This window comes from Streptomyces sp. GL_141 (genome assembly GCF_057834385.1).
Window position 1 is genome coordinate 8,594,120 of record NZ_CM174402.1, and the last position, 26,496, is coordinate 8,620,615.

General features: G+C 74.1%; 19 protein-coding genes. 11 read left to right on the forward strand and 8 right to left on the reverse strand.

The features are described 5' to 3' along the window. Positions 1-99: 99 nt before the first annotated feature. The 8 genes from AC3IX6_RS38210 to AC3IX6_RS38245 all read left to right on the forward strand — a co-directional run bounded on the left by AC3IX6_RS38210 (position 100) and on the right by AC3IX6_RS38245 (position 10,454). Entirely contained in the window at positions 100-732 is a 633-nt protein-coding gene (locus AC3IX6_RS38210) for a TetR/AcrR family transcriptional regulator (protein WP_489367907.1), read from the forward strand. 219 nt (positions 733-951) lie between these two features. Continuing rightward, positions 952-2,565 carry an MFS transporter gene (locus AC3IX6_RS38215; protein WP_489367908.1) on the forward strand — a complete coding sequence of 538 codons (1,614 nt, stop codon included), beginning with the start codon at positions 952-954 and terminating at the stop codon, positions 2,563-2,565. 254 nt (positions 2,566-2,819) lie between these two features. Then, positions 2,820-3,779 (forward strand): fumarylacetoacetate hydrolase family protein, encoded by a 960-nt coding sequence (locus AC3IX6_RS38220; protein ID WP_489367909.1) that lies wholly within the window; start codon positions 2,820-2,822, stop codon positions 3,777-3,779. After that, positions 3,776-5,689 (forward strand): acyl-CoA synthetase, encoded by a 1,914-nt coding sequence (locus AC3IX6_RS38225; protein ID WP_489367910.1) that lies wholly within the window; start codon positions 3,776-3,778, stop codon positions 5,687-5,689. The genes AC3IX6_RS38220 and AC3IX6_RS38225 overlap by 4 nt, the downstream gene beginning before the upstream one ends. A gap of 23 nt (positions 5,690-5,712) precedes the next feature. Further along, the gene (locus AC3IX6_RS38230) at positions 5,713-6,846 is read left to right on the forward strand and encodes a VOC family protein (RefSeq protein WP_489367911.1); all 1,134 of its coding nucleotides are present in this window, start codon (positions 5,713-5,715) and stop codon (positions 6,844-6,846) included. Continuing rightward, on the forward strand, positions 6,843-8,474 hold the full coding sequence (mhpA, locus tag AC3IX6_RS38235) for a bifunctional 3-(3-hydroxy-phenyl)propionate/3-hydroxycinnamic acid hydroxylase MhpA (protein ID WP_489367912.1): 1,632 nt from the start codon (positions 6,843-6,845) through the stop codon (positions 8,472-8,474). Before AC3IX6_RS38230 ends, mhpA begins: the two co-directional genes overlap by 4 nt. A 76-nt stretch (positions 8,475-8,550) precedes the next feature. After that, positions 8,551-9,261 carry a beta-glucanase gene (locus AC3IX6_RS38240; RefSeq protein ID WP_489367913.1) on the forward strand — a complete coding sequence of 237 codons (711 nt, stop codon included), beginning with the start codon at positions 8,551-8,553 and terminating at the stop codon, positions 9,259-9,261. 128 nt (positions 9,262-9,389) lie between these two features. After that, positions 9,390-10,454 (forward strand): WD40/YVTN/BNR-like repeat-containing protein, encoded by a 1,065-nt coding sequence (locus tag AC3IX6_RS38245; protein WP_489367914.1) that lies wholly within the window; start codon positions 9,390-9,392, stop codon positions 10,452-10,454. 14 nt (positions 10,455-10,468) lie between these two features. Here the strand turns inward: AC3IX6_RS38245 and AC3IX6_RS38250 are convergent, their stop codons facing one another. Both AC3IX6_RS38250 and AC3IX6_RS38255 read right to left on the reverse strand, forming a co-directional pair. Beyond that, positions 10,469-11,134 carry a hypothetical protein gene (locus AC3IX6_RS38250; RefSeq protein WP_489367915.1) on the reverse strand — a complete coding sequence of 222 codons (666 nt, stop codon included), beginning with the start codon at positions 11,132-11,134 and terminating at the stop codon, positions 10,469-10,471. A gap of 13 nt (positions 11,135-11,147) precedes the next feature. Continuing rightward, complete coding sequence (locus tag AC3IX6_RS38255; protein WP_489371687.1) at positions 11,148-12,416, reverse strand: 2-isopropylmalate synthase; 1,269 nt, start codon at positions 12,414-12,416, stop codon at positions 11,148-11,150. A 183-nt stretch (positions 12,417-12,599) separates the two neighbouring features. Between AC3IX6_RS38255 and AC3IX6_RS38260 the strand changes: the two genes are divergently transcribed. Continuing rightward, positions 12,600-13,337 carry an SAM-dependent methyltransferase gene (locus AC3IX6_RS38260; protein ID WP_489371688.1) on the forward strand — a complete coding sequence of 246 codons (738 nt, stop codon included), beginning with the start codon at positions 12,600-12,602 and terminating at the stop codon, positions 13,335-13,337. Positions 13,338-13,356: 19 nt separating this feature from the next. On the opposite strand, the gene AC3IX6_RS38265 is transcribed toward AC3IX6_RS38260, so the two are convergent. From AC3IX6_RS38265 to AC3IX6_RS38275, 3 genes are all read right to left on the reverse strand, one after another. Continuing rightward, positions 13,357-14,043: a DUF4230 domain-containing protein gene (locus tag AC3IX6_RS38265; RefSeq protein WP_489367916.1), complete on the reverse strand. Its 687-nt coding sequence runs from the start codon at positions 14,041-14,043 to the stop codon at positions 13,357-13,359. 95 nt (positions 14,044-14,138) lie between these two features. Then, a complete protein-coding gene (locus AC3IX6_RS38270) occupies positions 14,139-15,068 on the reverse strand; it encodes a DUF7916 family protein (protein ID WP_489367917.1) in 930 nt (309 codons plus the stop codon). A gap of 471 nt (positions 15,069-15,539) precedes the next feature. After that, positions 15,540-19,340, reverse strand: coding sequence for a hypothetical protein (locus tag AC3IX6_RS38275; protein WP_489367918.1), 3,801 nt, complete (start codon positions 19,338-19,340; stop codon positions 15,540-15,542). A 134-nt stretch (positions 19,341-19,474) separates the two neighbouring features. On the opposite strand from AC3IX6_RS38275, the gene AC3IX6_RS38280 reads away from it, so the two are divergent. Beyond that, complete coding sequence (locus AC3IX6_RS38280) at positions 19,475-20,380, forward strand: D-hexose-6-phosphate mutarotase (protein ID WP_489367919.1); 906 nt, start codon at positions 19,475-19,477, stop codon at positions 20,378-20,380. Positions 20,381-20,437: 57 nt separating this feature from the next. Here AC3IX6_RS38280 and bla read toward each other — a convergent pair whose 3' ends face one another. Beyond that, positions 20,438-21,370 (reverse strand): class A beta-lactamase, encoded by a 933-nt coding sequence (gene bla / locus AC3IX6_RS38285; RefSeq protein WP_489367920.1) that lies wholly within the window; start codon positions 21,368-21,370, stop codon positions 20,438-20,440. Between the two features lie 559 nt (positions 21,371-21,929). Between bla and AC3IX6_RS38290 the strand changes: the two genes are divergently transcribed. After that, positions 21,930-22,334, forward strand: a complete 405-nt coding sequence (locus AC3IX6_RS38290) for an aggregation-promoting factor C-terminal-like domain-containing protein (protein ID WP_489365223.1) — start codon at positions 21,930-21,932, stop codon at positions 22,332-22,334. 69 nt (positions 22,335-22,403) lie between these two features. On the opposite strand, the gene AC3IX6_RS38295 is transcribed toward AC3IX6_RS38290, so the two are convergent. Together AC3IX6_RS38295 and bdeA are read right to left on the reverse strand one after the other, a co-directional pair. Next, the gene (locus AC3IX6_RS38295) at positions 22,404-25,301 is read right to left on the reverse strand and encodes a helix-turn-helix transcriptional regulator (protein ID WP_489367921.1); all 2,898 of its coding nucleotides are present in this window, start codon (positions 25,299-25,301) and stop codon (positions 22,404-22,406) included. Positions 25,302-25,397: 96 nt separating this feature from the next. Beyond that, positions 25,398-26,369 carry a bis(hydroxyethyl) terephthalate hydrolase gene (gene bdeA / locus AC3IX6_RS38300; RefSeq protein ID WP_489367922.1) on the reverse strand — a complete coding sequence of 324 codons (972 nt, stop codon included), beginning with the start codon at positions 26,367-26,369 and terminating at the stop codon, positions 25,398-25,400. Between the last annotated feature and the right edge of the window lie 127 nt (positions 26,370-26,496).

Below are 26,496 nucleotides of genomic sequence, written 5' to 3' on the forward strand. Positions count from 1 at the left end.
CGTGAGTCATCAGTCAATGGGGTGCGGTCAAGTTTCCCGAGAGGCGGGGATGGGCTTCCTGATACTTCCATCAATTGTGGTATCGACTAGAGTCGACCCATGCAGCAGCCGCCACCTCAGCCCGTCAACCGCTTCGAGCGCCGTCGGGCCCAGACTCGTCAGGCCCTCATCGGGGCGGCCCGCGCCATCCTCGCCGAGCGGGGCAACGCCGAGGTGAGCATCCAGGTGATCGCCGAACGCGCGGACGTGGGGTTCGGCACCTTCTACAACCACTTCGAGACCAAGGAGGCCCTCTTCGACGCGGCGGTGGCCGACGCGCTGGAGGAGTACGGGCAGCTGCTGGACGCCGCGACGGGGTCGATCGACGATCCGGCCGAGACCTTCGCGACCAGCGTCCGGCTCGCGCTGCGCCTGGCGGCGAGTCATCCGGAGATCACGGGAATCCTCCGCTTCCGAGGTCTCCAGCACGTCCACAGCGGGACCGGTCTCGGTCCGCGCGCCCTGCGCGACCTGGAGGTCGGCAGGGCGTCCGGCCGCTTCCGCGTCGCGGACGCGCAGGTCGCGCTGAGCGCCGTCGGCGGGGCCGTCCTCGGGATGGTCCAGCTGGGAGCCACCACCGACCTCGGTGAGGTGGCGGGGGAGCAGACGGCCGAGATGATCCTGTGCATGCTCGGTGTGCCCGCCGACGAGGCCCGCGAACTGGCGACCCGACCCCTGCCGGCCCTGGGGTAGGAGGGCGGTAGGGCGGCAGGGGAGGAGCGGTACCGGGCACCGTCCCTGCGGGCGCGGTCGGGCGCGGTCGGGCGCGATTCAGAGCGATGAGCGGGTGGGGCGACCCCCGCGAGCGGGTGGAGCGGCCTCCACCCGCTCATCGCGTTTCCGGGCCCCGATTCCTCCACCCCGATGATGTCTGAATCGTAACTGATGAATACCTCAGTTACGATGAATCCCATGAAGCCTGCAATCGGAAACACCCCCCTCCGAGTGGGCCGCGCCGGCACCCGTGGCGTCCTCTTCGCCATGTGCCTGTCGCTGGTCCTGGTCGTCGCGTCCGTGTCCGCGCTGAATCTGGCCCTGCCGGACCTGGCCGTGGACCTCGACGCCTCGAACTCCTCGCTGACCTGGATAGCCGACGGCTACACCGTCGCTCTGGCCGCGCTCGTCCTGCCCTTCGGCGCGCTCGGCGACCTGTTCGGCCGCCGCAAGATTCTGATCCTCGGCACCCTGGTGTTCGGGGCGGCAGCCCTGTGCGCCGCCTTCGCCGACTCCACCACCCATCTGATCGTCTGGCGCGTGGTGATGGGCGTGGGCGCCGCGATGATCATGCCGGGGACGCTGTCCACGATCACCTCCGTCTTCCCCGCCGACAAGAAGGATCGCGGGGTGGCCACCTGGTCCGGGTTCGCCGCCGCCGGCGCCATCATCGGCATGCTGATCGCGGGCGGTCTCCTGGAGCAGTGGACCTGGAAGTCGATCTTCGTCGTCAGTGCGGCCACCTCGCTGGTCTGCGCCCTGGCGGCCCTGTTCCTGGCGCCGGAGACCAGGAGTTCCAAGCCGGAGCCCTTCGACTGGGGCGGCTCCGTGACCACTGCGCTCATGGTGGGCACCCTCGTGTACGGAATCATCGAAGGCAGCGACCGCGGCTGGACCCGCCCCGAGACCCTCCTCGCCTTCGGCGTCTCCGCCCTCGCCCTGACCGGCTACATCGCCCTCGGGCTGCGCAACCGCCACCCGATCCTGGACCCGCGCCTGTTCCTCCTGCGCGGCTTCCGCGCCGGCACGATCGCGATCATGACCCAGTTCATGGCCGTCTTCGGGTTCTTCTTCGTCGGCCTCCAGTTCCTCCAGCTCATCCTCGGCTACAGCCCCCTCAAGAGCGCCGTCGCGCTCATCCCGGTCGCGGCCGTGGTCCTGCCCACCTCGCAGCTCACCCCCCGCCTGGTCCACCGGCTCGGCTACAAGGCCGTGCTGCCCGCGGGTCTGCTGTGCCTGGCCGGCGGGATGTACTGGCTGACCCTCCTGGACGCCGGGAGCGGCTACCCCGCCTTCCTCGTCGCCCTCGTCGTCGCGGGCTTCGGCATCGGCCTGATCGGCTCCGCCGGCACCAGCTCGATCGTCGACTCCCTCGGCCCCGACCGTCAGGGCGTGGCCTCCGCCATGAACGACACCACCCGTGAGGTCGGCTCCGCCGTCGGCATCGCCATCATGGGCTCGGTCTTCTCCTCCCAGTACCGCTCCGCCCTCCCCGGCAGCATCGGCCAGCTCCCCGCCGACGCCGCCGAAACGGTGCGCCACTCCGCCGCCGGAGGGCTCCAGGTCGCCTCCCACCTCGGAGAGCACGGACTGCGGCTCGCCGACGGGGTGCGCGACGCCTTCATGAACGGCTTCACCGACGCCATGAGCGTCATCGCCGTGATCCTGACCGTGGCCGCCGTCGCCTGCCTGGTCTTCGCCCCGGCCCGCCAGCGGCACGCCACGGGCCCGGACGGGGAGCCGCCGACGAGCGGCGGGAGCGACGCGCGCGACGAAGGCACCCGAGGGGACGCTGCCGCGCTCTCGTCGTGAGCCCGGTTCCAGGTCGTGGCCCGGCGCGTCATCCGCAGGAAACGCACTGTTGACAGATTGATCGGTCAAGACTGATGCTTTCATCAGTTAGGTCATGCGGGGGCACCGTCCACCGCCACCAGGGGACGCCGATCCGTCTCGCCGCGCGGGTGCGCACCGTGCCCCGTGTGCTCACCGTGGGCGTGCCCGCCGCATGCACGACCTTCGCCGGGCTCCGTCCGCGGACCCCTGGCCATCTGGAGCAGGAGAATCCCATGAGCACAGCCGTTGTCCGGACACGTGAGGGCTGGTGGGTCCAGCGCGCCGACGGCCGGATCCTGCCGGTCGAGACCGACGCCGCCACCACCGCCGAGCTCCTGGCCGACCGCCCGGCGGTCGAGCGGGCCTCCCGCGCGGAGGACGGCTGGGAGGAGCCCGGCGCGCGCGAGCTGCTCTCCCCGGTCACCACGCCGTGCCGCGTGGTCGCCCAGATGGTGAACTACCGCTCGCACGCGGTCGATTCCGGATTCGAACCCGACCTGGTCCCCACCGCCTTCTTCCGCAAGGCCTCCGGATCGGTGACGGGACCGACCTCGGAGATCGTCCGCCCCGAGCACGTGCGGCTGCTGGACTACGAGGTCGAACTCGGTCTGGTCTTCGGAGCGCCGCTCCCCCTGAACAGCGACGTCACGCCCGGCTCGCTGCCGCGGTACATCGCGGCCCTGGTCGTCGCCAACGACATCAGCGCCCGCGACCTCCAGCTGCCCAAGACCCAGTTCTACGAGAGCAAGTCCTACCCGACGTTCACCCCGCTCGGCCCGCGCCTCGTCCTCGTCGACGACGAGGACCTCGCGAGCCTGGACCGGCTGCGGCTGCTCTGCGCGGTCAACGGCGAGGTCCGCCAGGACAGCACCCCCGCCGACATGATCACCAAGCCGGACCGGGCGCTGACCGCACTCGCCCGGTTCCAGACGATGGCTCCCGGAGACGTCCTGCTGACCGGAACACCGGGCGGGACCGCCCTGCGCTCCCCGGGCAAGGCCCTCGAACTGATCGGCTCCCTGCTGCCGCCCGCGAAGAAGTGGCGGGCCTTCTTCGCCCGGCAGGAGCGGAACCCCGCCTACCTCAAGCCCGGAGACACGGTGACGACCTCGATCGCCACCTCCGACGGGTCCCTGGACCTCGGCACCCAGCGGACCCCGGTCCGCGCCGCGACCGCGAAGGAACGCGCATGACCACGTCCCCCGACCTCCTGTGGCCGGAGTACTCCACCCCGGGTTCGCTCGCCGCGATCGAACAGGTGGCGCTGGCGGACCGGAACCTGCCCGCCTCCACCTACGCCGTCCTGAACCGGGCCGCCGAACTGTGGCCCGACCGGCCGGCCATGACCTTCCTGCCGGGCGCCGACGCCTGGGAATCGGGAAGCACCCGCACCTACGCCGACCTGCGCGCGGAAGTCGACCGCATCGCCGCGCTCTTCCGCTCCCACGCGGTCAGCCGCGGGGTCACCGTGGGCCTGCTGTCCCCGAACACCGCCCTGCTGCCCTCCGCGCTCCTGGCCGCCCAGGCCACCGGCATCGCGGCCCCGGTCAACCCGCACCTCCCCGCCGGGCACATCACCCGGCTGCTGGAACTGGCCCGGGCCCGGGTACTGGTCGCCGCCGGACCCGAACTCGATCCGGAGGTCTGGGCCACCGCCCGCACCGTGGCCTCGGAACTGCACGCGACCGCCCTGTACGCGCTGAGGCCCACCGGCGCCGAAGGGCCCGGCCCCACCCTGGAACCCCTGCCGGGAACCGTCGTCGCCCACCTGGACGCGGCCGTGGCCGGACTCCCGCACGCGGCGCATCCTCAGCCACCCACGCCCGGCGACCTCGCGGCCCTCTTCCACACCGGAGGCACCACCGGCGCCCCGAAACTGGCCGCACACACCCACACCAACCAGGTCGTCGACGCGTGGAGCATCGCGGCGAACTCCCTCCTCGGCGAAGACTCCATCGTGTTCGCCGGCCTTCCCCTGTTCCACGTCAACGCCCTGGTCGTCACCCTCATCGCCCCCATGCTCCGAGGCCAGCACGTGGTGTGGACGGGCCCGCTCGGCTACCGGGAACCGGCCCTCTACAGCCGGATCTGGAAGATCGTCGAGCGCTACCGGATCTCCGCGATGTCCGCGGTCCCCACGGTCTACTCCGTCCTCGCACACGTCCCCGTGGACGCCGACATCAGCTCCATGCGGTTCGCCGCCGTCGGAGCCTCGGCCCTTCCCGACACGGTCCGCGCGGCCTTCACGTCCCACACCGGAATCGAACTCTGCGAGGGGTACGGACTGACCGAGGCGACCTGCGCCACGGCCCGCAGCTTCACCGGCGCCGACCACCGCCCAGGATCCGTCGGACAACGCCTGCCCTACCAGCAGGTGCGGACCGCACTGGTCGACACCCAGGGAAACTGGCTGAGCCTGCCCGAGGGCGCACCGGGCGTGCTCCTGGTCAAGGGCCCCACCGTGTTCGCGGGGTACGTCACCGGTCACGGCCCGACCGGTCCGCGCCTGGACGGCCTCGCGACCGTGCGCGACGGCTGGCTCAACACCGGAGACCTCGCCCGCGTGGACAAGGACGGGTTCATCCACCTCCTGGGCCGCGCCAAGGACCTGATCATCAGGGGCGGACACAACATCGACCCCGCCGCCATCGAGGACGCCCTCCTGCAACACCCCTACGTCACCGGCGCGAGCGCCGTGGGCCGCCCCGACATCCACGCCGGCGAGGTCCCCATCGCCTACGTCACCCTCGCCCCGGGCGCACCCGAGGCCATGACCGGAGCCGGGCAACTCATCGCGCACGCCCGGACCTTCCTGCACGAGAAGGCAGCCGTACCCAAGGACGTCATCGTCCTGGACAGCCTGCCGGCCACCGCCGTGGGCAAACCCACCAAAGTCCCGCTGCGGATGCGCACCCTGACGCAGACCGCCCTCGACGAACTCGCCGCCCTCGGCCTGCCCTGCCGGCCCGGCAGCGTCCGCTGCCACCTCGACGGACCACGACTGACGGTCACCGTCCCCAGGCCCGCCGACATCGCCGACGCCGACCGGATCGCCGCGGCCCTCGGCCGGTACACCTTCGACTGGACCTTCGCCGAGCGCTGAGCGCCACCCGTCTGGAGCCACCCATGACCACCACCCCCACCCCGCCGGATCCCCACCGAGGCCTGCACAGCCAGGACGGAGCCCGCCGCGACGAACACCCCGGACGGGACCCGCGGCCCGTCATCAAGGCCATCGACCTGGCCTGGCTGGAGTTCGTCAAGCCCGACCTGGAACGGGCGGAAACCTTCGCCCGGGACTTCGGCTTCGCCGTCGCCGCCCGGACGCCCCAAGCCCTCTACCTGCGCGGCACCCTGCCCGGACCGCACTGCCTCGTCATCCGCAAGGGCCCGGCCCCCCGCTTCCTGGGCCCGGCCTTCCTCGCCGCCGACCACGGCGACCTCGACCGCCTCGCCGAAGCCACGGGCCGACGCGTCCACGCGCTGCACGAGGACGGAGGCGGCCGCGCGGTGGACCTCCTGGACCCCTCCGGCATCCCCGTACGGGTCGTCCACGGCGTCACCGATCACCCGGCCCTGCCCGCCCAGCAGCCGCTGCCGCTCAACTCGGGCGCACACCGCGTACGGATCAACGTGACCCAGCGACCGCCCCTGGAGCCGGCCCGCGTCGAACGCCTGGGCCACGTCGTCCTCTCCACCCCCGTCTTCAGGCGCGCCCTGGACTGGTACCTGCACCACCTCGGCCTCATCGCCAGCGACTTCCTCTACCTCGACGGTCAGCGCGAGCGCGGCCCCACCATGGCCTTCCTCCGGTGCGACCGCGGCAGCCGCCCGGCGGACCACCACACCCTCGCCATGCACCTGGGCCCCGACACGGGCTACGTCCACTCCGCCTACCAGGTCGCGGACATGGACGCCCTCGCAGCCGGCGGCACCTACCTCGCCCAGCGCGGCTACCGCCGCTCCTGGGGCATCGGCCGCCACGTCCAGGGCAGCCAGATCTTCGACTACTGGCGCGATCCCGACCGCTTCCTCGTCGAACACTTCACCGACGGCGACCTCTTCGACCACACCCTCGAACCCGGCTGGGCCGCCATGTCCGCCTCCGGACTCGCCCAATGGGGACCGCCCGCCACCCGGGACTTCCTCGGAGCCGCCCCCTCACCCGCCCTGCTGCGCACCGTGCTCACCGCCCTGCGCCAGGACAACGAACTCGACCCGGCCCGTCTGACCGCCCTGATGAAAGCCATGAGCTCATGACCCGCCTCCCCGGCGAAGCCGCGGCGACAGGTCCGGTCGCCGTCATCGGAGCGGGCCCCGTGGGACTGGTGGCGGCCCTCCTGCTGGCGCGATACGGCGTGCCCTGCGAGGTGTTCGAGCGACACGAGGCCCCCTACCCCCTGCCCCGTGCCGTCCACATGGACGACGAGGTCGTGCGGATCCTCCAGGCCGTCGGAGCGGCCGAGTCCTTCGCCGCCCGCAGCCGCCCGGCCCTCGGCATGCAACTCGTGGACTCCCGGCACCGCGTCCTGGCCCGGTTCCCGCGCGATCACCCGGCGGGAGCCCACGGCTACCCCCAGGCCAACATGTTCGACCAGCCCGAACTCGAACACACCCTCCGCGACCTGCTCGCCCGGCACCCCTCGATACGCCTGCACGGGAACACCGAGGTCACCGGCCTGGCGCTCCCGCCCTCCGGTACCGGCCGGCCGGCCTCCCTCCGCGTCAAGGACCTCGCCACCGGGGACGAACGCACCGTGCGCGCGGCCGCGGTCCTCGGGTGCGACGGCGCCACGAGCCTGACCGGCCGGGCCATCGGCTCCCGGGCGCAGGTCCTCGGCACGCCCCAGCGGTGGTTCGTGGTCGACGTCCGATGTCCCGTCCCCCTTCCCGCCTGGGACGGAGTGCACCAGGTGTGCGATCCCGAGCGCCCCGCCTCCTACATGCGCATCGGCGAGGACCGCTACCGCTGGGAGTTCCGCCTCACCGACCGGGAAGCCGAAGCGGCCGTCGCGGACCGTTCCCGCACCCTGCGGCTCCTCGCACCATGGACCGGGTCGGTCCCCGAGCGCCATCTCGATGTGGTCCGGACGGCCCGCTACACCTTCCGCGCCCAGGTCGCCGACCGCTGGCGCCAGGACCGCGTCTTCCTCCTCGGCGACGCCGCCCACCTCACCCCGCCCTTCATCGGCCAAGGCCTCGGCGCGGGCCTGCGCGACGCCCACAACCTGGCCTGGAAACTCGCGCGGGTGCTCCGGGGACACAGCCCCGAAGCCCTCCTCGACACCTACGAGAGCGAACGCCGCCCGCACGCGATCCACCTGGTCCGCACGGCCGTCCTCATCGGCGGGGCCATGACCAGCGGGCACCCCGCCGCCCGGATCTCACGCCGGGCAGGCCTCGCGATCGGCCGGCACGCCGGCCCGGCGACCCGGGCCGTGCCGGCCATCCTCAGCCCCGCCCTGCGGGGCGGACCACTCGTCGGGCGAACCCCCGTCCCCACACGGAACCCACGCCCGGGCGAACTCGCCCCCCAGCCCCCGATCCGTACGCCCGACGGGCACCCCGCATGCCTCGACGACCTCCTCGGCGACGGTTTCGCACTTCTCACCTGTCGCCCCCTCACCCCCGCCGAGGACCGTCTCGCACAGGCCGTACCCGCCCGGGTCCTCACCGTGCTCCCGCCCGGCGCCGAATCCCCGGACGCCGGGAACAGCTCGTACGCGATCGACACCACGGGCGCCCTCGGCGCCTGGCTCCGCGGAGGCACGGTCCTGCTCCGCCCGGACCGTGTGGTGCTCGCCGCGCGGCACGGAAAGCGGGAGTCGCTCGTGGAATCGGCTCACGCATGGGCCCACCTCCTGGCGCCGACCGGCCCCGCCGCGTAGAAACGTAAAGTACCCGTCCGATCGCGCTGCGTGATGATCCAGGTGTGCGGGGACGCGTGGCGGGCAGATTACCCGCATGCTCTCGGACATGATCGAACGGCTGCGGCTCCTGCCCCGCCCGCGCCGAACTCCCGTCTTCACCGCCGACTTCGCCTCGCACACCCAGTGGATCGCCGGCCACTCGTGGGCCTATCCCGACGGCGGCCCGGTCAACCCGGGCGACAACAAGCTGGACCACCTCACCGAAGACCCCTCCTACAGCCGCGGCGGGGTCTTCCGGGCGACACCGCGCTCCGACGGCGCCTGGGACTGCGGGCTGCTCACCACCGAGGGCAGTGACGAGGGCTTCGAACTGCGCACCGGAGACGTGCTGGAAGCCCGGGTGAAGCTGCCGGTTCAGCTCGGCGCCTGGCCCGCGATCTGGACCTGGCGCGACGGCGGCCAGGAGATCGACGTCTTCGAGTACCACCCCGACAACCCGGACCTCCTCGAACTCTCCAACCACGTCCGGGAGGCGCACCGCTACCACCGTGACCCTGCGGTCCGGCCCGGAGCGTGGATCGACCTGAAGGTCGAGTTCGGGAAGGGTTCGGTCATCTGGTGGGTCAACGGCGACCGGGTCTTCAGCGACGGCAGGGGAGTGGGCCGCCGCTGGTCCGCCTACCTCATCGTCAACCTCTCGGTCTGCGCGGGCAGGTACCACCCGGCACCGGAGTCCGGGGTCACGGAGCTGTCCTACGAGGTCGCGCAGCTGCGGGTGTACCGGACCCTTCGAGGGCTGCTCTAGAGCGGCGACGCGGCGGCGGCCCGGCGGCAGCGGCCGGATTCGATGGGAAGCCGGTGGCCGGGAGGCGCCCTGGACGCCGAAACCGGGGTGCGTTAGCTTCCGGCGCCATGAGACTTCTGGGAGTTGGCATGTGCGCGGCGGCTCTGTTGCTGGGGGCGGTGACCGCCCCGGCGCAAGCCGCGGACGGGTCACGGGACCTCCGGGGTGCGCGATGGGCGCTGAAGGAGACCGGCAAGGACGCCCGCTTCCGGGGACTGGCGGCGGTGAGCCGGTCCACGGCCTGGGTGGCCGGCTCGAAGGGCACCGTACTGCGCACCTCGGACGGCGGTCGCAGCTGGCGCGACGTCTCACCGCCCGCGGCCGTCGCGGAAGGGCTGGAGCTGCGGGACATCGAGGCCTTCGACGGGCGGCGCGCCGTGGCCCTGTCCATCGGCGAGGGCGAGGCCTCCAGGGTGCTGCGCACCGAGGACGGCGGCGCCACCTGGACGGAGACCTTCCGCAACCCCGACCCGCGGGCCTTCTACGACTGCCTCACCTTCTTCGACTCCCGCCACGGGCTCGCGATGAGCGACCCGGTGGACGGCAAGTTCCGCATCCTGTCCACGAACGACGGCGGCCGGAGCTGGCAGGTGCTGCCGACTGCAGGGATGCCGGACGCGCTGCCGGGCGAGGCGGGCTTCGCGGCGAGCGGCCAGTGCCTGGTGTCCGCCGGGCCGCGCGACGTCTGGCTGGCCACCGGCGGGGGCCCGGTCGCGCGCGTGCTGCACTCCGCGGACCGCGGCCTCACCTGGCGGGCCGCCGAGTCCACCCTCCCCGCGGGCGACCCGGCGCGCGGGGTCTTCGCCCTCGCCTTCAGGGACCGTACGAGGGGCCTGGCGGTGGGCGGCGACTACCGAACCGGGCAAGCCTCCCCGCAGGCCGCGGCGGTGTCCTCGGACGCGGGCCGGAGCTGGACCCCGGCCTCGACCCCGCCGCCGGCCTACCGTTCGGGCGCGGCCTGGTTCCCGTACGGCGCCGGCGCGGCCCTGGCGGTGGGCCCGACGGGCACGGACGTGACCGGGGACGGCGGCCGCACCTGGCGGGCGCTCGACCCGGGTTCGTTCGACACGGTCGACTGCACGGCGGACGGCGCCTGCTGGGCGTCGGGGGAGAAGGGGCGGGTCGGGCGTCTGGAAGGGGCGCGCAGGGGCTGACCGGGCGTCAGGCGTCACCTGCCGCCGTACGCCGCGCGCAGGCGTGCCAGATAGACCTCGGGATCGGGGCCGTGCGCCTGGTCCTGGGCCCCTCGCCGGACGTGCGCCAGGTCTCCGCCGGAGCCGATGCGCAGCATGGTCGTGGCCGCGTGGGGGGTCCCGCGGCGGCGCAGCGCGTCGCCGTCGACGACCGGGATCCCGGGCCCGAACATCGCCGTGGCCCGGGCCGCGGTGTCCGCCGGGGGCTGACCGGTCCGGTTGGCGCTGCTGACGTAGAGCTGCGGAAAGCCCGTCAACAGGGCGGACAGCGGCCGCCAGTGTGCGCCGAACAGCAGGAGGTGCCCGTCACGGAGGGCGGGTCCGGTCCAGGTCGACGGCCGCGCGTCCGCGCGTACGGGCACCAGGAGTGTGACCTGTTCGTCGCGCAGCAGGGCGAACGCGGTGCGGAGCGCGGCCGGTGTCAGGTCCAGTTCCGTGCCGAGGTCGCGCCAGACGGCGTCGTCGTGGACCCAGAGGGCGACTTCCTGGCCGGTCGGGCGGCCCTTCGCGTCGTTGACGGCCCCCGGCGTGGTGGCGGCGACGATGTAGGTGAGCGGGCTGGGGTTGGGCAGGATGACGGCCCCTCCGGCCCGCAAGGCCTCGGCGGCGGCGCCGGTGTCCGGAAGGTGCGTGTCCGACATGGGGTGGGTCCGTTCAGGGTGCGGGTGCGGGTGCGGGTGTCGCGGCGGTGAGGGCTTCGAGGTACGCGGCGAAGTCCGCGTCGGGGACCCGGGCCTGGTTCAGGCGGTAGGCGCGGTCCTTGACCCAGGTCAGGGCCTCACCGGTCTGGTCCGGATCCAGCCGGTGGCCCAGGCGCTCGGCGACCGCGCGCAGCACGCGCCGGCTGGCGAGGTGGGTCAGCACCACGGTCGGTGCGAGGCCCAGGTGGTGCTCGGGGTCGTAGGGCTGGAAGGTGCGCGGGTGGGTGAAGGGGGTTCCGGTGGAGATCGTGGCGACTCCGCTGCCCACGATCGGAGTGGTGACGGTGAGCGGAACCCCGGTCTCCGCGGACACCATCCGGGCGATGCCCGGCAGCCGCGTCAGGTCCGGCTGCGTCCACCACGGCTCGCAGTCGGGCCCCAGGACGTGCGCGGCCTTGGCCCGGTCGTGCGCGAGGAGGAAGAGCAGTTGCTCGGTGGCGACCATGCCGCTGCGCTCGGCCATGCCCAGCCAGGAGCAGGCCGCGACCCGCGCTCCGCTCTCGAGGGCGGCCAGGGTGTTGGCCAGGCCGAGGCCCAGGTCGTTGTGGAGGTGCGAGACCAGGACAGTGTCCTGGCCGGCCCCGGCGGCGACGCGGTGGAACAGATCCCGGGTCTGGCCGGGCAGCAGGTCGCCGACCGTGTCGGCCAGCACGATCGTGGCAGCCCCCTGCGCCGTCATCCGGCCCGCGTACTCGGCCACCAAGGCGTGGTCCGCGCGCGGCGCGTCCACCAGGCACACGTCCACCGCCGTGCCGCCGGCGCGGTCCACGGCCTCCTTGACCACGTCCAGGCCCCGGTCCAGGGCCGTGCGGGCGTCACTGTGCACCAGGGCGCGGGCCGTGGCCTCCGAGGCCGCCACGATCACCATGATCCGCCCGTGCGCCGCACCGCGCACCGCGCTCAGCGCCAGCCGTACGTCCTCCACCGTGCCCCGGCAGATCGCGGACGGACTCACCGACTCCTGTGCTTCCAGAGCGACTTGCCGGGTCGCCTCGAACTCCTGACCGCACACGGAGGGGAATCCCGCGGCGAAGACCGCGTGCCGGGGGCCGTCGGCCCCGAACACCGCCCCCTGCTCACGGGCGAGCCGTACGCGGAAGCCGGCGCTCATCAGGGTCTTCGCCTGGGCGCCGTCCCGTGCCGACTCCTCGAAGAGCACGACCCGTCCGGCCTGTGCCGACTCCCGCACCACGTCCACACCGGCACCCACGCCCACACCCACGTCCAACAACGTCCAAGCTCCCTTTTCGACGCGGTACTTGAGAGCCCGCAGAGCGCGTTGGTGGAGATCCACTGAGAGGGATCGTACGGGGCGCGGCATCCGCGAATTCGCCCTACACGAACGGTCGAGTCCGTGATCGAAATCGAGATGCGCGCGGCCTCCGGGGGCTGGCAGGCTGCGCCGGTGAACCGTGAACACATCTCAGCGATCGCCCATGCAGATCACCCGATAAAGTCCCCCCTCGACGACGACTCGGTACGCCGCCTTCTGGAACGGGGCCTCCCGCGAGGCGACGAGCGCGTCCTCGACCTCGGTTGTGGCAGCGCGGAATGGCTCCTGCGCGCCCTGGCCGCCCACCCGGACCTGCACGCGGAGGGAGTGGACGTTTCCGAGGGCGCCCTGGCGCAGGCTCACGAGGCGGCGGTCCGCCTCGGTGTCCGGGAACGACTGGTCCTCCACCACCAAGAGGCCGCGGCCTTCGCCTCCCCGCAGCCGTTCGACCTGGTGGTCAGCGTCGGTGCCACGCACGCCTTCGGCGGCCTCCTGCCCACCCTCGCCGCCGCCCGCAAGCACCTCGCTCCCGGCGGCCGGGTCCTGATCGGCGAGGGATTCTGGGACCGCTCCCCGTCCGCGGAGGCCGTCGAGATGTTCGGGGACCTCGCCGACCTGGCGACCACCGTGGACCAAGTCGTCGCCGACGGGTGGACTCCCGTCCACGGGCACGTCAGTACACGGGGTGAACTGGACGCCTACGAATGGGCCTGCTGGGGGTCACTGGCCTCGTGGGCCCTCGACCACCCCGCCGATCCGGACAGCGGGCAGGTGCTGGAGACGGCCACCACCCGCCGCACCGAATGGCTGCGCACCTACCGGGACACCTGGGGCTTCCTCTCCCTGGTGCTGCGTCAGACCTCGAGCTGAAGCCGCGCGTTCGGCAGGGTCACACGTAGCCGACCGTGACCTCCTGGAAGCCCAGGGAGCGGAGCAGACCCTCCAGCATCGTCGTGGTGTTCTTCTCGGTGCGCTCCACGAGCCCGCTGTCGCGGGCCGCTTCCGTGATGTGCTGAACGGCCAGGCGCTGTACGGCCTGTTCACCGGTCGGATCGTCGGTGAACAGGTCGCCCAGCCGGTCCAGCAGTCCCCGCTGCTTGGACACGGCGTACGAGCGGTCCAGATCCAGCGCCGCCGTCCCGAGGACGGCGTGGGGCAGGCGGAGCGAGACCTTGGTGCGCTCCTCGTTCACGGTGACGGCCTGCTCGCCGAGCCCGCCGAGGTCCACGTAACCGCTCACGGAGCCCGCCCCGACGTAGAGGGTCCGCGTTCCCCGGACGGAGTCCGGCAGGAAGGCCGCGTCCTTCTCCAGGTCCACCACGACCTGGAAGTTGCCGGCGGCTCCCTCGTAACGGTGCATGTCCTGAATGGACTTGAGCAGGACCGGCCCCGATCGATCCACGGTGTCCTCGCGGAACAGGTCGCCGAAGCCGGGCAGAAGACTGAAACGGCCGGCCAGCACCAGGACCACCGCGAGCACTGCCAGCCCACCGACGGCCCGTCCCCACCACGGCAGCCGCCGCGGCTCTCTTCGCGGTGCGGGTTCGCGCTCCGCGTCGTGCGATGCGTTGTCCATGCCCTGCGGATGCCCGCCCCGCACGCCCCCACTCCCCGGAGCCGCCAGCGGCGCGCGTTTCGTTGCCAGGGCTACCAGGGCTACTGCCGGGGCGGCTACCAGGTGCCGCCCGGTGTGGCCTCTGCGTGGGCGGAGCGGCCGGGGGCGAAGGACATGCGGTTCCAGGTGTGGCGGCGGCCGCGGATGGCCACCGAGTAGGCGTACATGACCTCGGGGTCGCACATGCCGGGGAGGTAGGAGTCGCCGAAGTGGTGGGCGTCGAAGCCGGCTTCCTTGGCGTTGAGGGCGAGTTGCGGCACCACGTTGGCGTGGGAGCCCTCCTGGCTGGTGCCGATGGCGCCCATCACGATCGCGCCCGCGTCCTGGACCGCGGCGACGGCCGTCGCGGCCAGCTCGCGGGTCATGCCGGGCAGCGTGCCCGGCAGCGGGGCCACCACGCCGTCCGCGCCGGCGTCGACGAGGGCGGTCAGCCGTGCGGGGGTGACGCGTTCGGGGCAGCCGGCGTGGTGCATCTTCCCCGACCACAGGGCCGCGTCGTCACCGAGCCCCTTGCGCAGTTCCTCGGTGACCCGCGCCATGCCGTCGTAGGTGCCGCCCGTTCCGGGGTTGGCGGTGATGCACAGCAGCGCGGCGCCCATGTCGACCAGGCGCCGGGCGTGCTCGGAGGTGGCGCGGCGGATCTCCGGGACGTCGCCGGGCTCCAGGTTCACGCCCACGGGGCGACCGATCAGGCGGGCGAGATCGGTGAAGGAGGAGAAGGTCCCGAGGCCGGGCATGACGAGCCGCTCCCCGTCCCAGGCCCGCTCGATGAGGTTGAGGACGACGATGTCGGCGCCGAAGGCGGCCACCAGCTCGGCGTTGTGCACGCCCCGCCCATCGGGGTGCGGGGAGAGCGCCGCGCGCTCGGCGAAGACCTCGGCCACCATGGTCCGGCCCTCGGCGGCGGCCACCGCCCGGGTCAGCTCGCGGCCGCGGAGGGCGGAGAGCGCGTCGCGGTCGAGGTCGAGGATTCGCTGAGTGGTCATGACTACGACCCTAGCCACCGCCAACCCGGCCCCCCGCCCGCCAATGGTCCCCCGAAGGGGGGCCCTTGGCCCCGGCCCGGCCCGTCACCGCCCGCCGTACGGCCCCCGCGACACGTCCACCCCCCGGGCCGATCCCGCTCGCGCGGGGCCCGCCTTCACGCGAGCAGGCCTGCGTGGAGCTGGCTCGCGCGAAGGAGGGGGACCACGGCGTGCGCCGTTATCGCGTCGCCGCCGCCGAACGCCTCCGCCGGGGTCCGGAGGCAACCTGCCGAGCCGGTCTGCGGGCCCGCCTGCCCGGAGTCCGCCTGAGCCGAGCCCGCCTGCCCGGAGTCCGCCCGCGCCGAGTCCGTTCGCCCCGGGTACGTCGATGAGCCTCGGCGCCGGCGTGGATCCGTTCCCGCCCCGTTGTGGGGGAGGCGGGGTCCCCGGTCTATGGCCCGGGGCGGTGCCGTCGGCGGAGGGGCGCGGCCGTCAGCTCCGTTCCCAGGTCGTGAGGGCCTCGTGCGCCGCGTCGCGGACCTCCGGGGCGGGGTGCGTCCGTAGGTCCCGGAACAACCGCAGTGCCGGGCCGAGTTCGCTGCCGGTCGACGTCGCCCGGCTCGCATGGGCCTCCGCCAGGGCCACCGCGTACAGGCCCGCGAAGAGTCCGTCCCGGGGCGGGAGCGTGCCGTTCCGGCGCCGCGTGAACCACCGCGGCCCCGAGGCCCCGAACGCCAGCGCCGCGTCACGCGCCGCCGCCAGGTCGGCCGGGGAGACCCGGGGTGAGCGGCGGGCCATCGCCACCGCCGTACGGGCCGCGAGCAGCGGCCGGTCTCGTACGGCCCGGGCCTGCGCCCGTAGCTCCCGGGCCCGCTCGGCCGACGGCGCGGCGGGGTCCCACAGCGCCGTCCGGGCCGTCACCGCCCACCGCAGGCTCGCGTCCTGCTCCGCGATCAGCGCGATCGCGTTCTGCCAGACGGGCCGGCAGGCCGCGGGCAGGCCCTGCCCGGCCGTTCGTTCGAGGCACCCCGCCAGCACGGCGATCCGGTGCAGGGCGTTGCGCCGGTCGCGTTCCGCCGGTTCGGCACGCTCGTACGGTGCGGCCCGCGGGCCGCGTCCCCGCGCCCGGGCGTCCGCCCCGGCCTCCCGTACGTGCTCCCGCAGCAGCGCCGCCGTCACCGTTTCCAAGGACGGACCGTACGTGTCCGGGTCGACCCGTGCCGCGTCCACGACCGCCTCCACCGCGGCCCGCCACACGACCCCGTGGCTCCCCGGCTCGACCGCCAGACGCGGCAGCAGGCCCGCGTCCACGGCGGACGGTACCGCGAGCGCCCAACGGCGCAGCACCCGGCAGGCCTCGGCGACCGTTCGCGCGTCGGGCGCCTCGTCGGGCGCCTCGTCGGGCGCCGCATCGCTCGCCGCATCGGGACGTAGGTCAGGGGAGGCACGCGGCGCGGGCTCCTCCGTGAGGAACCGCCGGCACACCTCGGCCACCAGCCGCCCGTACGGCTCCCGCGCCGCCGCCGGCAGGGCGAGGGGCTCCACCCGCAGCAGCGCCTCCCGCTCCGCCCTCGAACCCTCCCGCGCCGCCGTGCGAAGGCACGCCTCCACCGGCCCCAGCGTCACGAGCTGAGCCGCCCGCGTCACCGCCGCCGCCCGTACGTCCCGGTGCTGCCCCGGCGCCGAGAAGGCCGCCACCAGCAACTCGCCCGCCAGCTCAGCCGGCAGCCGGTCCGCCGCCAGCCGGACGATCTCCTTGCGGCTCGTCACCTTCGTGCCCGTCGCCCGCTCCAGAACGGGCCGGAACCGCTCCGCGAGCTCCGCGGGCGGCACGTGCGCGCAGACCCGCCCGATTCCGTACACGGCGACGCGCGCCCGGTCCCCGTCGGCCCGCGCGAGCAGGTCGGGCAGGACCAGGCCGGGCCGGTCGGCGCCGGGCAGCGCGGCCAGGGCCGCCTCGGCCGTCGGTACGTGTGCCGATTCCGCGGCCTCCCGCACGGCCGGCAGCCCGCCGCCGCCCGGCACCGCCGCGAGCTCCCGCAGAAGCGCATCACCGGGGGACCGCTCCGGATGCAGACGGGCCCGAAGCCCGGCTGCGAGCCAGTCGGCCACGGCCGCGCAGGTGGTGTCGGTCCACCGGTGCGCGTAGCCCCGTACCGGGGGCAGGACCTGCCGCGGGGACCCGCCCACGGACCGGGCCGGGTCGTGGAAGCGGCCACGGGGAGGCGAGTCCAGGGGCGTGGAGGCGAGCGCCGGCAACAAGTCGTCGGCCTGCCGCGCCACGAGCTCCACCACACGGGGCAGCACGAAGGCGGACGGATCCGCGGCGAGCAGGGTGCGGATCCGCTCGGCACGCGGACCCGCCGAGGCCAGCCACAGCGCGCAGGCGCGTTCCGCCGGCCCGCGCGCGCCGGTCAGCGCGATCCGCTCCACGATCTCCGCGAGCCAGGGCGCGGCCCGTTCCCCACGCGGGCCCGACGCAAGGGACTCGGCGACGGAGAGCGCGGGTACGGGATCGCCCGCGTCGAGCGACTCGGTCACCACGGGACGCACGGCGTCGAGCAGCGCCCGGGCCGCGGCGGCCGGCGGCGCCGTACGCAGGGCCTGCGCCACGAACCGGCCGAACCCGCCGCCGGGCGCGTCGGGGCCGTCCGCGCGGGCCAGCGTGCGGACCGCCCACGCGACGAGCGCAGGCAGCGCGCCGCCATCCGTTCCGGAGGGCTCCGGAGCGGGGTGCGTCCCCGACCCGGCCCCGTCCCCGGTGATGTGCAGGAGGCGGACCGCGAGGCGGGCGAGGTCCACGAGAGTGGCGTACGAGAGGTCCCGTGCGGCCAGCGCGTCCGCGGTGATCCGCTCCAGCGCCGGCACCGCAGCCGGCGTGAAGGTCTGCGTCGGCAGGGCGCCCAGCGCGCCCAGTGCGCTCTGGCGCACCGGATCCTGCTCGGAGCGCAGGCGGGCCAGCTCCGTCAGCACCTCGGTGGTCACCTCGGGACGCCGGGCCCGCGCGGCCGCGTGCACCAGCGCCCGCCAGGCGGCCGCGCGCCCGTCGGAGTCCGCCCGCCGGGTGTCCACCCGGAGCGCCTCGGCCTCGTCCTCGTACGGCAGGAAGGCGCGCAGCGCCAGCAGCTCGACCGGCTCGGCGCCCCGGATCCGCGCCTGGTCGAGGGCGTGGAGAGCGAACGGTACGGCGTCCCGGGCGGGCAGCACGCGCATCAACTCGGCCGGGAGCACCGCCGTCTCGTCGCCGGCGGGGCCGGCGGGTGCGGAGCCCTCCTCGGCCCGGACCGCGTCGAGCACCGCCCGGCGCCGACCGGGCGGGAGCGCGGGCAGGAGCACCGCGAGCACCGGCGCGGGAGCCGCCGCCGCACGCACCGCCGCGACGAGTTCGTCCTCGGGGACGGCGGCGGCGAACCGGCGCGCGCCGTTGCCGGACAGGGTCCTCGCCGCGAGGACGAGACGGCCCTGCCCCCACAACCGCGCCGCGAGCCGGGGCCGGTGGGCGACGAACGCGGGCAGGTGCGGGACCAGCCCGGCCGGGAGCCGCTCGGGGCCGACCCGCTCGAACAGGTCCAGGGTCGCACCCGGGTCCACCTGCGCCAGCGCGGCCAGCGGGCCGCGGGCCGCCAGCAGCCACCAGAGCTCGCGGGCGGCCGGGGCCTGCGCCTCGGCCTCCCGGACGACCGTCTCGTACACGACCTCGGGCACCCGGCGCGCCAACGGCAGCCAGGAGTGCAGCGCGTGCCGGAGCTCGGGCAGCAGACGCCGAACGATCGCGGGGGAGCAGGCGGGCAGCAGCCGGGCCGCCTCACGGTCGCCCCAGGTCGCGCGGACGGAGTCGATCAGGGCGTCGGGGAGCGGGGCCGGGGTGCGGTGAAGGGCGACGACGAGCTGTTCCCGGGCCGCGGCCGTGACCCGGTCGGTCACCAGGACCTCGGCGGTCGGACGTATGCGGCCGGTGCGCAGCGCGGCCAGTGCCTGGGCGCGCACGGCTCCGTGCGGGTCGGTGAGCCCCGCGACGAGCAGGGTCGCGAGCCGGTCGCCGTGGGCCGGGTCGGAGGGGACGGCGCGGGCACAGATCAGGGCCGTGGCCCGGGTGTCCGGGGCATGCCGGCCGGGGTCGGCCAGCTCCGCGAGCAGGCCGGGCACCTCGGCCGGGGGCAGCGTACGCACCTGGGCGACGGCCGCGCGGATCCGCTCCCGGTGGGCGAGCGGAGCGAGCGAGGCGAGGAGCCGGACCGCGGCCTCCCGGCCGGGCCGGGCGGAAGGGTGCGGGGGCTGCGGGGAGGTGCTCATGCGGCCATCGTGCACCAGGGGGTTGATGAGGAGCGAGGCAATTGAAAGGCGCCGACTGCAAGCATGACGAAGTGGGCAACTCTCACGAAACGCCGCGATTTGACCCTCTCCGTGCCGTGCAGGAAGGTCGGGGCATGGATCAGATCTTCGAGAAGTTCCGGACCCTGCCCGTCGAGGAGCAGCTCTCCCCGGCTCTCACCCGCCGCAGGTACGCGGACTTCCCCGTCCTCGTCGTGGACCACCCGCGCGCCGGACAGGCGTGTCTGAGCATCCAGGGCGGACAGCTCGTCAGCTGGCGCCCGGCCGGCGCCCGCCCCGACGGTCCCGGCGTGCTGTGGTCGGCCGACCCCGACCTGTGGCGGCGCGGAACGGCCGTACGCGGCGGAGTCCCGCTGTGCTGGCCGTGGTTCGGCCCGGCCGGCCCCGCGGGCTCGCCCTCGCACGGGTTCGCGCGGACCACCGACTGGGAGCTGACGGCGTGGGAGGAGGACGCGGACCGGGTCGTCGTGGAATGCACGCTGCGGCCTTCGCCGGAGACCCGCGCACTGTGGCCCGAGGAGTTCGTCCTCGTGGCGCGGTACACCCTGACCGACAGCTGTCTCATCGAGATCGAGGACCGGGGCGACCACACCGCCACCGCCGCGCTCCACACCTACGTCCGGATCGGCGACCTGGGACGGGCACACCTCGCGGGCCTCGGCCCCGAACACACCGACGGGCTCACCCGGCGCCGCTACGAGGACGAAGACGGCACGCTCACCCCCGTGGACCACGTCGAGCGGTTCCAGACGGCGCCGGCGCCCGTCACCACGGTGCGCGACGAGGTGCTCGGAAGGGTCGTCGCCCTCGCCCACCACGACCACAGCGACGTGGTGGTCTGGAACCCGGGCGCCGAACTCGCACGGGGAATGGCGGACCTCGCACCGCAGGAGCACCTGCATTTCCTGTGTGCGGAGACCGCCCGGGTGGGGCGGCCGCTGGTGGCGGAGGAGGGGCGACCGGGCCGGCTGGCGGTCGAGCTCCGCATGACGGAGCTCTGAGGGCTCCAAGAGCTCTGACAGTGAGGAACCCCGACCGCGAGCGGCTCCGGGGCCGGATCACCCTCCGGTCAGCGCCGTGGCCAGGAGCGCGGCAGCCCGGGCGATGAGGGGGTTGTCGGGCGCGGCGCCGGGCTGGGGCTTCGTCGTCAGGACGGCGATGACGAGGGGTGGCCGGCCGGGGGGCCAGGCGACGGCCACGTCGTTGTTCGTGCCGTACGCGCCCGCGCCGGTCTTGTCCGCCACGGTCCAGTTCCCCGGCAGACCGGCCCGCAGCCGCTCGCCGCCCGTGGTGTTGCCCAGCAGCCAGCCGGTGAGCCGCCGCCGGTCCGCCGCCTCCAGCACGGTGCCGAGGACGAGGCGCTCGTAGGTCCGCCCGATCGCGTACGGGGTGGTGGTGTCGGTCACCCGCAGGGGTTCGGCGCTGTTCAGGTCCGGCTCCCACCGGTCCAGGCGGGTCACTCCGTCCCCGGTCGAGCGGGCGAAGCGCGTGACGGCGGCCGGACCGCCCAGCTCGCGCAGGAGGAGGTTGGCGGCGGCGTTGTCGCTGAAACGGATCGTGGCATCACTCAGCTCCGCGATCGTCATCCCGCGGGCGAGGTTCTCCGGCCGGCCGGTGACCGGGGCGTGCCCGGAGGCGGAGGCCTCCCGCGCGGTGTAGTGGACGCGTTTGGCCAGGAACTCCCCGTCCCGGTCGAGGTCGCGCAGTACGGCGGCCACGGCCAGGGTCTTGAAGACCGAACAGAGGGGGAAGCGCTCCTGCGCCCGGTATCGCACCGTGCGGCCGGTGGCGGTGTCATGGGCGTAGACCCCCAGACGGGCGGAGTGCTCCCGTTCCAGTGCCGCCAGGCGGTGCGCGACCGCGCCGCTGCCGCCGGGGGACGAGGTCGCGGCGAAGGCGCTCCCGGCCGCCGGCAGCGAGGCCGCCAGTGCCGCTCCGGTTCCCAGGGCGAGCACGGTGCGCCGGGACGGGGTCTTCCCTGTGGTGTTCACGGTCGTCCTCTTCCTCTCCGGACCAAGATCTCAACCATTCCCCCACGCATGTCCCGCGACGAGGGTTCCAAACGGAGGAGCAGGCGCGGAGAGCAGGACGTCGCGGCGGGCGACTCGAAAAGTGGCGTTCGATGCCTCCGTGGCCTTCGATCCGGGGGTCGGATCGATCCGTCCGCCTTCCCCCGATAGGGGCACGATCAGCCACGGAGGGTGAGTTTCGGGGCTCTGGGCGGTGACCCGCCCCACAGGACCTTGGTCACATACGAGGCGGGATAGTAGTCCTTAAACGCCCCTTACCGACCCCCTCACACCCGCCCCGACCTGCACCGATACTCACCCACCCGGGGGCGGGCCGTTGCGCCCCGGCTGCGAGGGCCACTAGTAAGAGGGGTCGTTGCCAGACGCTCGGGAGCCCCGTAGAACTGGATGAGTCGCAGGGCGGACGGAGATCCCCCGGGTTCACCCCGGTTCTCCTGCTCCCGCCGATGATCCCCTCTCCTGTACGTGAGTGGGTTCGGCGTGCCTGCGATTGTCCTTGTCCCCGTCGGAAGGTCCGTCCGTGTCCCACACCGTCATCCGCCGCATCGCCGCTTCGAAGAAGACCCTCGCGGGTACCGTCCTCGCCCTGGGCGTTGCCGGTTCCATGCTGGCCGCGGTTCCCGCGCAGGCCGCCCCGATGAGTGCCAAGGCGATCGCGCAGCAGATGATCAAGGACCCGGCGCAGTTCGCGGCGTTCAACAACATCGTGTCCCGCGAGAGCGGCTGGGACCACACCGCCACGAACTCCTCCTCGGGCGCTTACGGCCTGGTCCAGGCCCTGCCGGCTTCGAAGATGGCTTCGGCGGGCTCGGACTGGAAGACCAACCCGGCCACCCAGATCAAGTGGGGCCTGGACTACATGAACTCCCGCTACGGCAGCCCCGAGGGCGCCTGGACCTTCTGGAAGAACAACCACTGGTACTAAACCACCAGCGGAACACGGGGACACGAAAGCGCCCGGCCGGTACCCACCGGCCGGGCGCTTTCGCATGCCTCAGGGCTGTACGCCGCCCCGCTCGGCCCGGTCCACCAGCCGCGAGAGCTCCGTCCGGGAACGCACTCCGAGCACGGCGAAGACGTTGCGCAGGTGGTGGTCCACGGTGCGCGGGCTGACGGAGAGGCTCAGCGCCACCTCCCGGTTGGTGGCGCCCTCGGCCACGCAGCGCGCGATCCGCAACTGCTGCGGTGTCAGCAGGGCCAGCCCACCCTGCGGTACGGGGGCGGGTGCCTCACCGGTGGCCCGCAGTTCGGCGCGGGTCTGCTCGGCCCAGGCCGGGGCCCCGCAGCGCTCGAAGGTGACCAGCGCGTCCCGCAGCCGGTTCTTCGCCTCGGCCGGACGGCGCCGGCGGCGCAGCCACTTCCCGTACAGCAGCTGGGTACGGGCCCGCTCGAAGTCCCCGTGCACCCTCTCGTGCCGGTCCAGTGCCAGGGCGTAGAGCGCGTCGGCGGTGTCGTCCGGCGGGGCGACCAGGGCGCGGCACCGGGCCAACTGCGCCGGAGCCTGCGGATCGGTGCCCAGGGCTGCCCAGAGGGCGAACTCCTCGACGGCCGCCTTCGCCTCCGCCGAAGCCCCTGACTGTACGGCCGCTTCCACGAAGCAGGGCAGGGCGAGCATCCGGACGGCGAAGTGGCCGCGCCCCGGGCCCGGCCGGGTCAGCGGGCCGAGCCGGGCGGCGGCCTCGAAGGGCCGGCCGCGGCACAGGTCGGCGCGCGCCGAGGCCCACTCGGCCAGGGTGACGGCTTGCAGGAGCCCGTGCGGGCGTGCGATCTCCACGGAGGCTCCGGCGTGCGCGGCGACGGCTGCCGCGTCGTCCTCGACCGACGCGACCAGGGCCAGGATCGCGTGCTGACCGGCGGCCACGTTGCGCTGGCCCGCCCGGTGGGCGGCGCGGAGACCTTCCTGCGCGTGCGCCCTCGCCCGCGCGTGCTGGCCGGCCCGCAGTTCGGCGTACGCGAGGTGTTCGAGGATCCGCGGCGTGAGGGAGGCCAGCCCCCGCGACCGGGACACGGCCAGGGCCCGCGCATTGGCCCGGCACGCCGCCGCGATGTCGCCGAGCACCAGCGCGGCCACCCCGGCGCGCAGCAGGCGGGTGGGATCGTCGTCGTCCCGGGCACGGTCGAGGACCCGGCGCAGCGGCGGTTCGGCCTCGGCCAGGTGCCCGTCGATCGCCCTGCGCAGCCCCGCTCGGTAGTCAAGCACCGGGTGCAGAGGAGCTACGGCGGCCTGGGCCTGCACCTGGGCCTGGGGCTGGGGATACGGATGGGGGCCGGATCGTACGGAGGCCACGCGCCGGGCCGGCGCGAACGGGTCGGCCGGCTCCGCCGGCGAGCAGGTGGAGGCGGGGTCCTGTGACGAAGCCGCGAGCGGGGCCTCGGCGAGGGCCGCGATGCAGGCGGCGGCGTCGCCCGCGGCCCATGCCGCGTCCATCGCCTCCATCCTGGCTTCCAGAGCGGCCTCCGGGTCGGACGGGTCGAGGCGTTCCGCGGCCATGAGCAGCGCCTGGTAGGCGTCGCCGACCGGGCCGTCGCGCAAGGCCATGCTGCCCCGGACGAGTTCCGCGCGGCCCCGCACCGCATCGGTGGACGCGCCCTCCCGGGTGGCCGCCAGCAGCCGGCGCGCCCTGCGTGGATGTCCCGCCAGACGGGCGTAGTCCGCCGCGGCGGTGAGGCGTGCGGTACGGGCATCCGCGTGGGCGGTGAGCTCGGCGGCCCTGGACAGCGCGGCCGAGCGTTCCATGCCGGACGTCGGCGTGCCGGGAGCGGCCGCCTCGACGAGGCCGGCTGCGAGGACGGCGTCGGGCCCTTGCACGGCCAGGGCGAGGTGGAGGAGGTGGCGCAGGCGAAGGCGGTCGGCGTCGATGACCGAGGCGAGCAGGGCGTGGGCGGCCCGGCGCTGCGAGGACGGAGCTGCGGAGTAGACGGTCCGGCGGAGCAAGGGGCCCGCGAAGGCGATGCGGTCCCCGTCGTGGTGCACCAGCCTCGCCGCCTCGGCGGAGTCCAGCGCGGCCGGGTCCAGTCCGGCCTTGCGGGCGGCCCGCAGGACCAGGGAGGCATCCGCGCCCGCAGCGTCGGGATCGGGCTCGTGTGCGGCCGCCGCGAGGAGCAGCAGCTGCCGGGCGGGGGCCGGCAGCGGGGCGAGGCGGCTCCCGAAGGTGGCCCACAGGGCGCCGCGGTCCATGAGCGGGCGGGGCAGCGGCCGGCGGCCACCGAGCTGATCCGGCGTCAGGCGCTGTGCGAGGGCCGTCAGAACGGCGGGATTCCCCTCGGCCTCGGAGAGCAACTCCGAGCGCACGGCGGGATCCAGGCACCCACCGGTGAGGTCATGGAGGAGGGCGGTCGCCGCGCTGTCGTCCAGCGGCCCGAGCCGGACCACGGGCCACCCTCTGAACTCGGGCTCCTCCGAACGGTGTTCCGCCAGCGAGAGCAGGAGTCCGATCGGGCGCCCCGGGTCGGGGTGCCGCGCGGCGGCGCCGAGTGCGGCCCGCGAAGGCGCGTCCCAGAGGTGTACGTCGTCCACGCAGACGAGCAGCGGCTCTCCGCCGGGGAGGAGTTGCCGCAGCAGCGCGGGCAGTTCGCTCGTCCTGCCCGCCCCGAACGAGACCGGCGGCGGTGCCGCGCCCCGCACCCCGGCGGCCTCGCACAGCAGCGCGCGCAGGCCCTCGTAGGGCCGGGGGCTCCGGGGGAGGGGCCGGAGGTGCAGGACGGGCCCGAGCGTGAACTCCCGGGCTGCCCCGGCCAGCAGGGTGCTCCGGCCCAGTCCCGGCTCCGCCACGAGCAGCAGCGCCCCGCCGTGCCGGGCCCGGAGCCGGTCCGACAGGGCTGCCTCGGCTGCCAGTTCCGTCGTCCGGCCGTATATCCGGCAAGGACTCTCCACGGTCGTGTGTCCGGTCACGCGGTTGAGGTTACTGCCGTGTAAACCATGGCGGAAGACCGGACGCAGCAGGTGGGGGGGCCGAAGCGGAACGGCCTCCCACCTGCCGGGGTCGGTTCAGGAAGTGTGGGGGCAGTTGCCCCGGTACTCCTCGATGGACAGGCTCGGGCTCGGCAGCGGGCAGAGGAACTGCTCGTAGCGGCTGTCGTTGTCGATGAACCGCTTCAGCCACGAGATGCTGTACTTCGCGATGGTGGTGTCGGAGCTGTTCGGGGTGAAGTGCGTGGCGTTGTTGAGCTCCAGGTACGCCTTGTCGAGCGAGCCGGGCAGGCTGGTGTAGAAGGACTCCGAGTGCGTGGCGACCGGTGCGACCGTGTCGCCGTCGGCCCCCACGATCAGGGTCGGGGTCTTGATCTCGGGCCAGGACTTGTCGGTGTTCCAGCCGGTGAGCGCGATCGCCGCCTGCAGCGAAGGCCGGCTCTTGGCGGCCTCCAGCGTGCCGCCGCCACCCATGGAGTGGCCCATCACGCCGAGCCTGCTGCCGTCGATCCTGGTGCGGACGGTGCTGCGCTCCGTCAGGTAGTCCAGGGCGGAGAGCAGTTGGCGCCCTCTGCTGTCGGGCTGGTCGAGGGTGGTGAGCGTGTCGATGGTCAGGACGACGAAGCCCTGGGAAGCCAGTCGCGGGCCGAGCCAGGCGATGGACGACTGGTAGGCGGTGAAGCCGGGTGAGATCACCACGGCGCCGAAGGTCCCGTCCGCGGTGGACGTGGGGTAGTAGATGGTGCCGCCGCCGAAGCCGGTGACCCCCAGGGAGGAGACGTTGGTCTGCGACACCGCGTACGAGCCGCGGAGGGCCTCGATGCTCGACGTGGTCGGCGCGGGGCCCCGCTCGTACGGGTTGGCCGCGGCGTGCGCCCCGGAGGCCGTGAACGTGGCGAGCGCGCCGACGGTCACGAGCGCGGCCAGTGCGGCCACGAGCGAACGGAGCCGCGTTCCGCCGTCGGCGGGGTCGAGGGAGCGCCCCCGCCTGTCGGCGGCGCCGGGGTCGGTGGCGGCCTCGTGGGTGTTCTCGGTGTGTTCCTGCTGCACGACGGAGTCGTCCTCTCGGTCGTGGCGGAGCCGTCCCGGCGGCCGGTACCCGGTTGCGCGCCGAGGTCCGTGCCGCCTGACGGTGGATCCCGCCGCTGTCGCTGGCCGGACCACTGTCACGGCGCCC

Coding starts and splice junctions, on each gene's coding strand:
- AC3IX6_RS38240 (WP_489367913.1), top strand. CDS start 8,551: ATGCTCTCGGACATGATCGAACGGCTGCGGCTCCTGCCCCGCCCGCGC.
- AC3IX6_RS38225 (WP_489367910.1), top strand. CDS start 3,776: ATGACCACGTCCCCCGACCTCCTGTGGCCGGAGTACTCCACCCCGGGT.
- AC3IX6_RS38250 (WP_489367915.1), bottom strand. CDS start 11,134: ATGTCGGACACGCACCTTCCGGACACCGGCGCCGCCGCCGAGGCCTTG.
- AC3IX6_RS38220 (WP_489367909.1), top strand. CDS start 2,820: ATGAGCACAGCCGTTGTCCGGACACGTGAGGGCTGGTGGGTCCAGCGC.
- AC3IX6_RS38270 (WP_489367917.1), bottom strand. CDS start 15,068: ATGACCACTCAGCGAATCCTCGACCTCGACCGCGACGCGCTCTCCGCC.
- AC3IX6_RS38275 (WP_489367918.1), bottom strand. CDS start 19,340: ATGAGCACCTCCCCGCAGCCCCCGCACCCTTCCGCCCGGCCCGGCCGG.
- AC3IX6_RS38210 (WP_489367907.1), top strand. CDS start 100: ATGCAGCAGCCGCCACCTCAGCCCGTCAACCGCTTCGAGCGCCGTCGG.
- AC3IX6_RS38230 (WP_489367911.1), top strand. CDS start 5,713: ATGACCACCACCCCCACCCCGCCGGATCCCCACCGAGGCCTGCACAGC.
- AC3IX6_RS38245 (WP_489367914.1), top strand. CDS start 9,390: ATGTGCGCGGCGGCTCTGTTGCTGGGGGCGGTGACCGCCCCGGCGCAA.
- AC3IX6_RS38265 (WP_489367916.1), bottom strand. CDS start 14,043: ATGGACAACGCATCGCACGACGCGGAGCGCGAACCCGCACCGCGAAGA.
- AC3IX6_RS38280 (WP_489367919.1), top strand. CDS start 19,475: ATGGATCAGATCTTCGAGAAGTTCCGGACCCTGCCCGTCGAGGAGCAG.
- mhpA (WP_489367912.1), top strand. CDS start 6,843: ATGACCCGCCTCCCCGGCGAAGCCGCGGCGACAGGTCCGGTCGCCGTC.
- AC3IX6_RS38215 (WP_489367908.1), top strand. CDS start 952: ATGAAGCCTGCAATCGGAAACACCCCCCTCCGAGTGGGCCGCGCCGGC.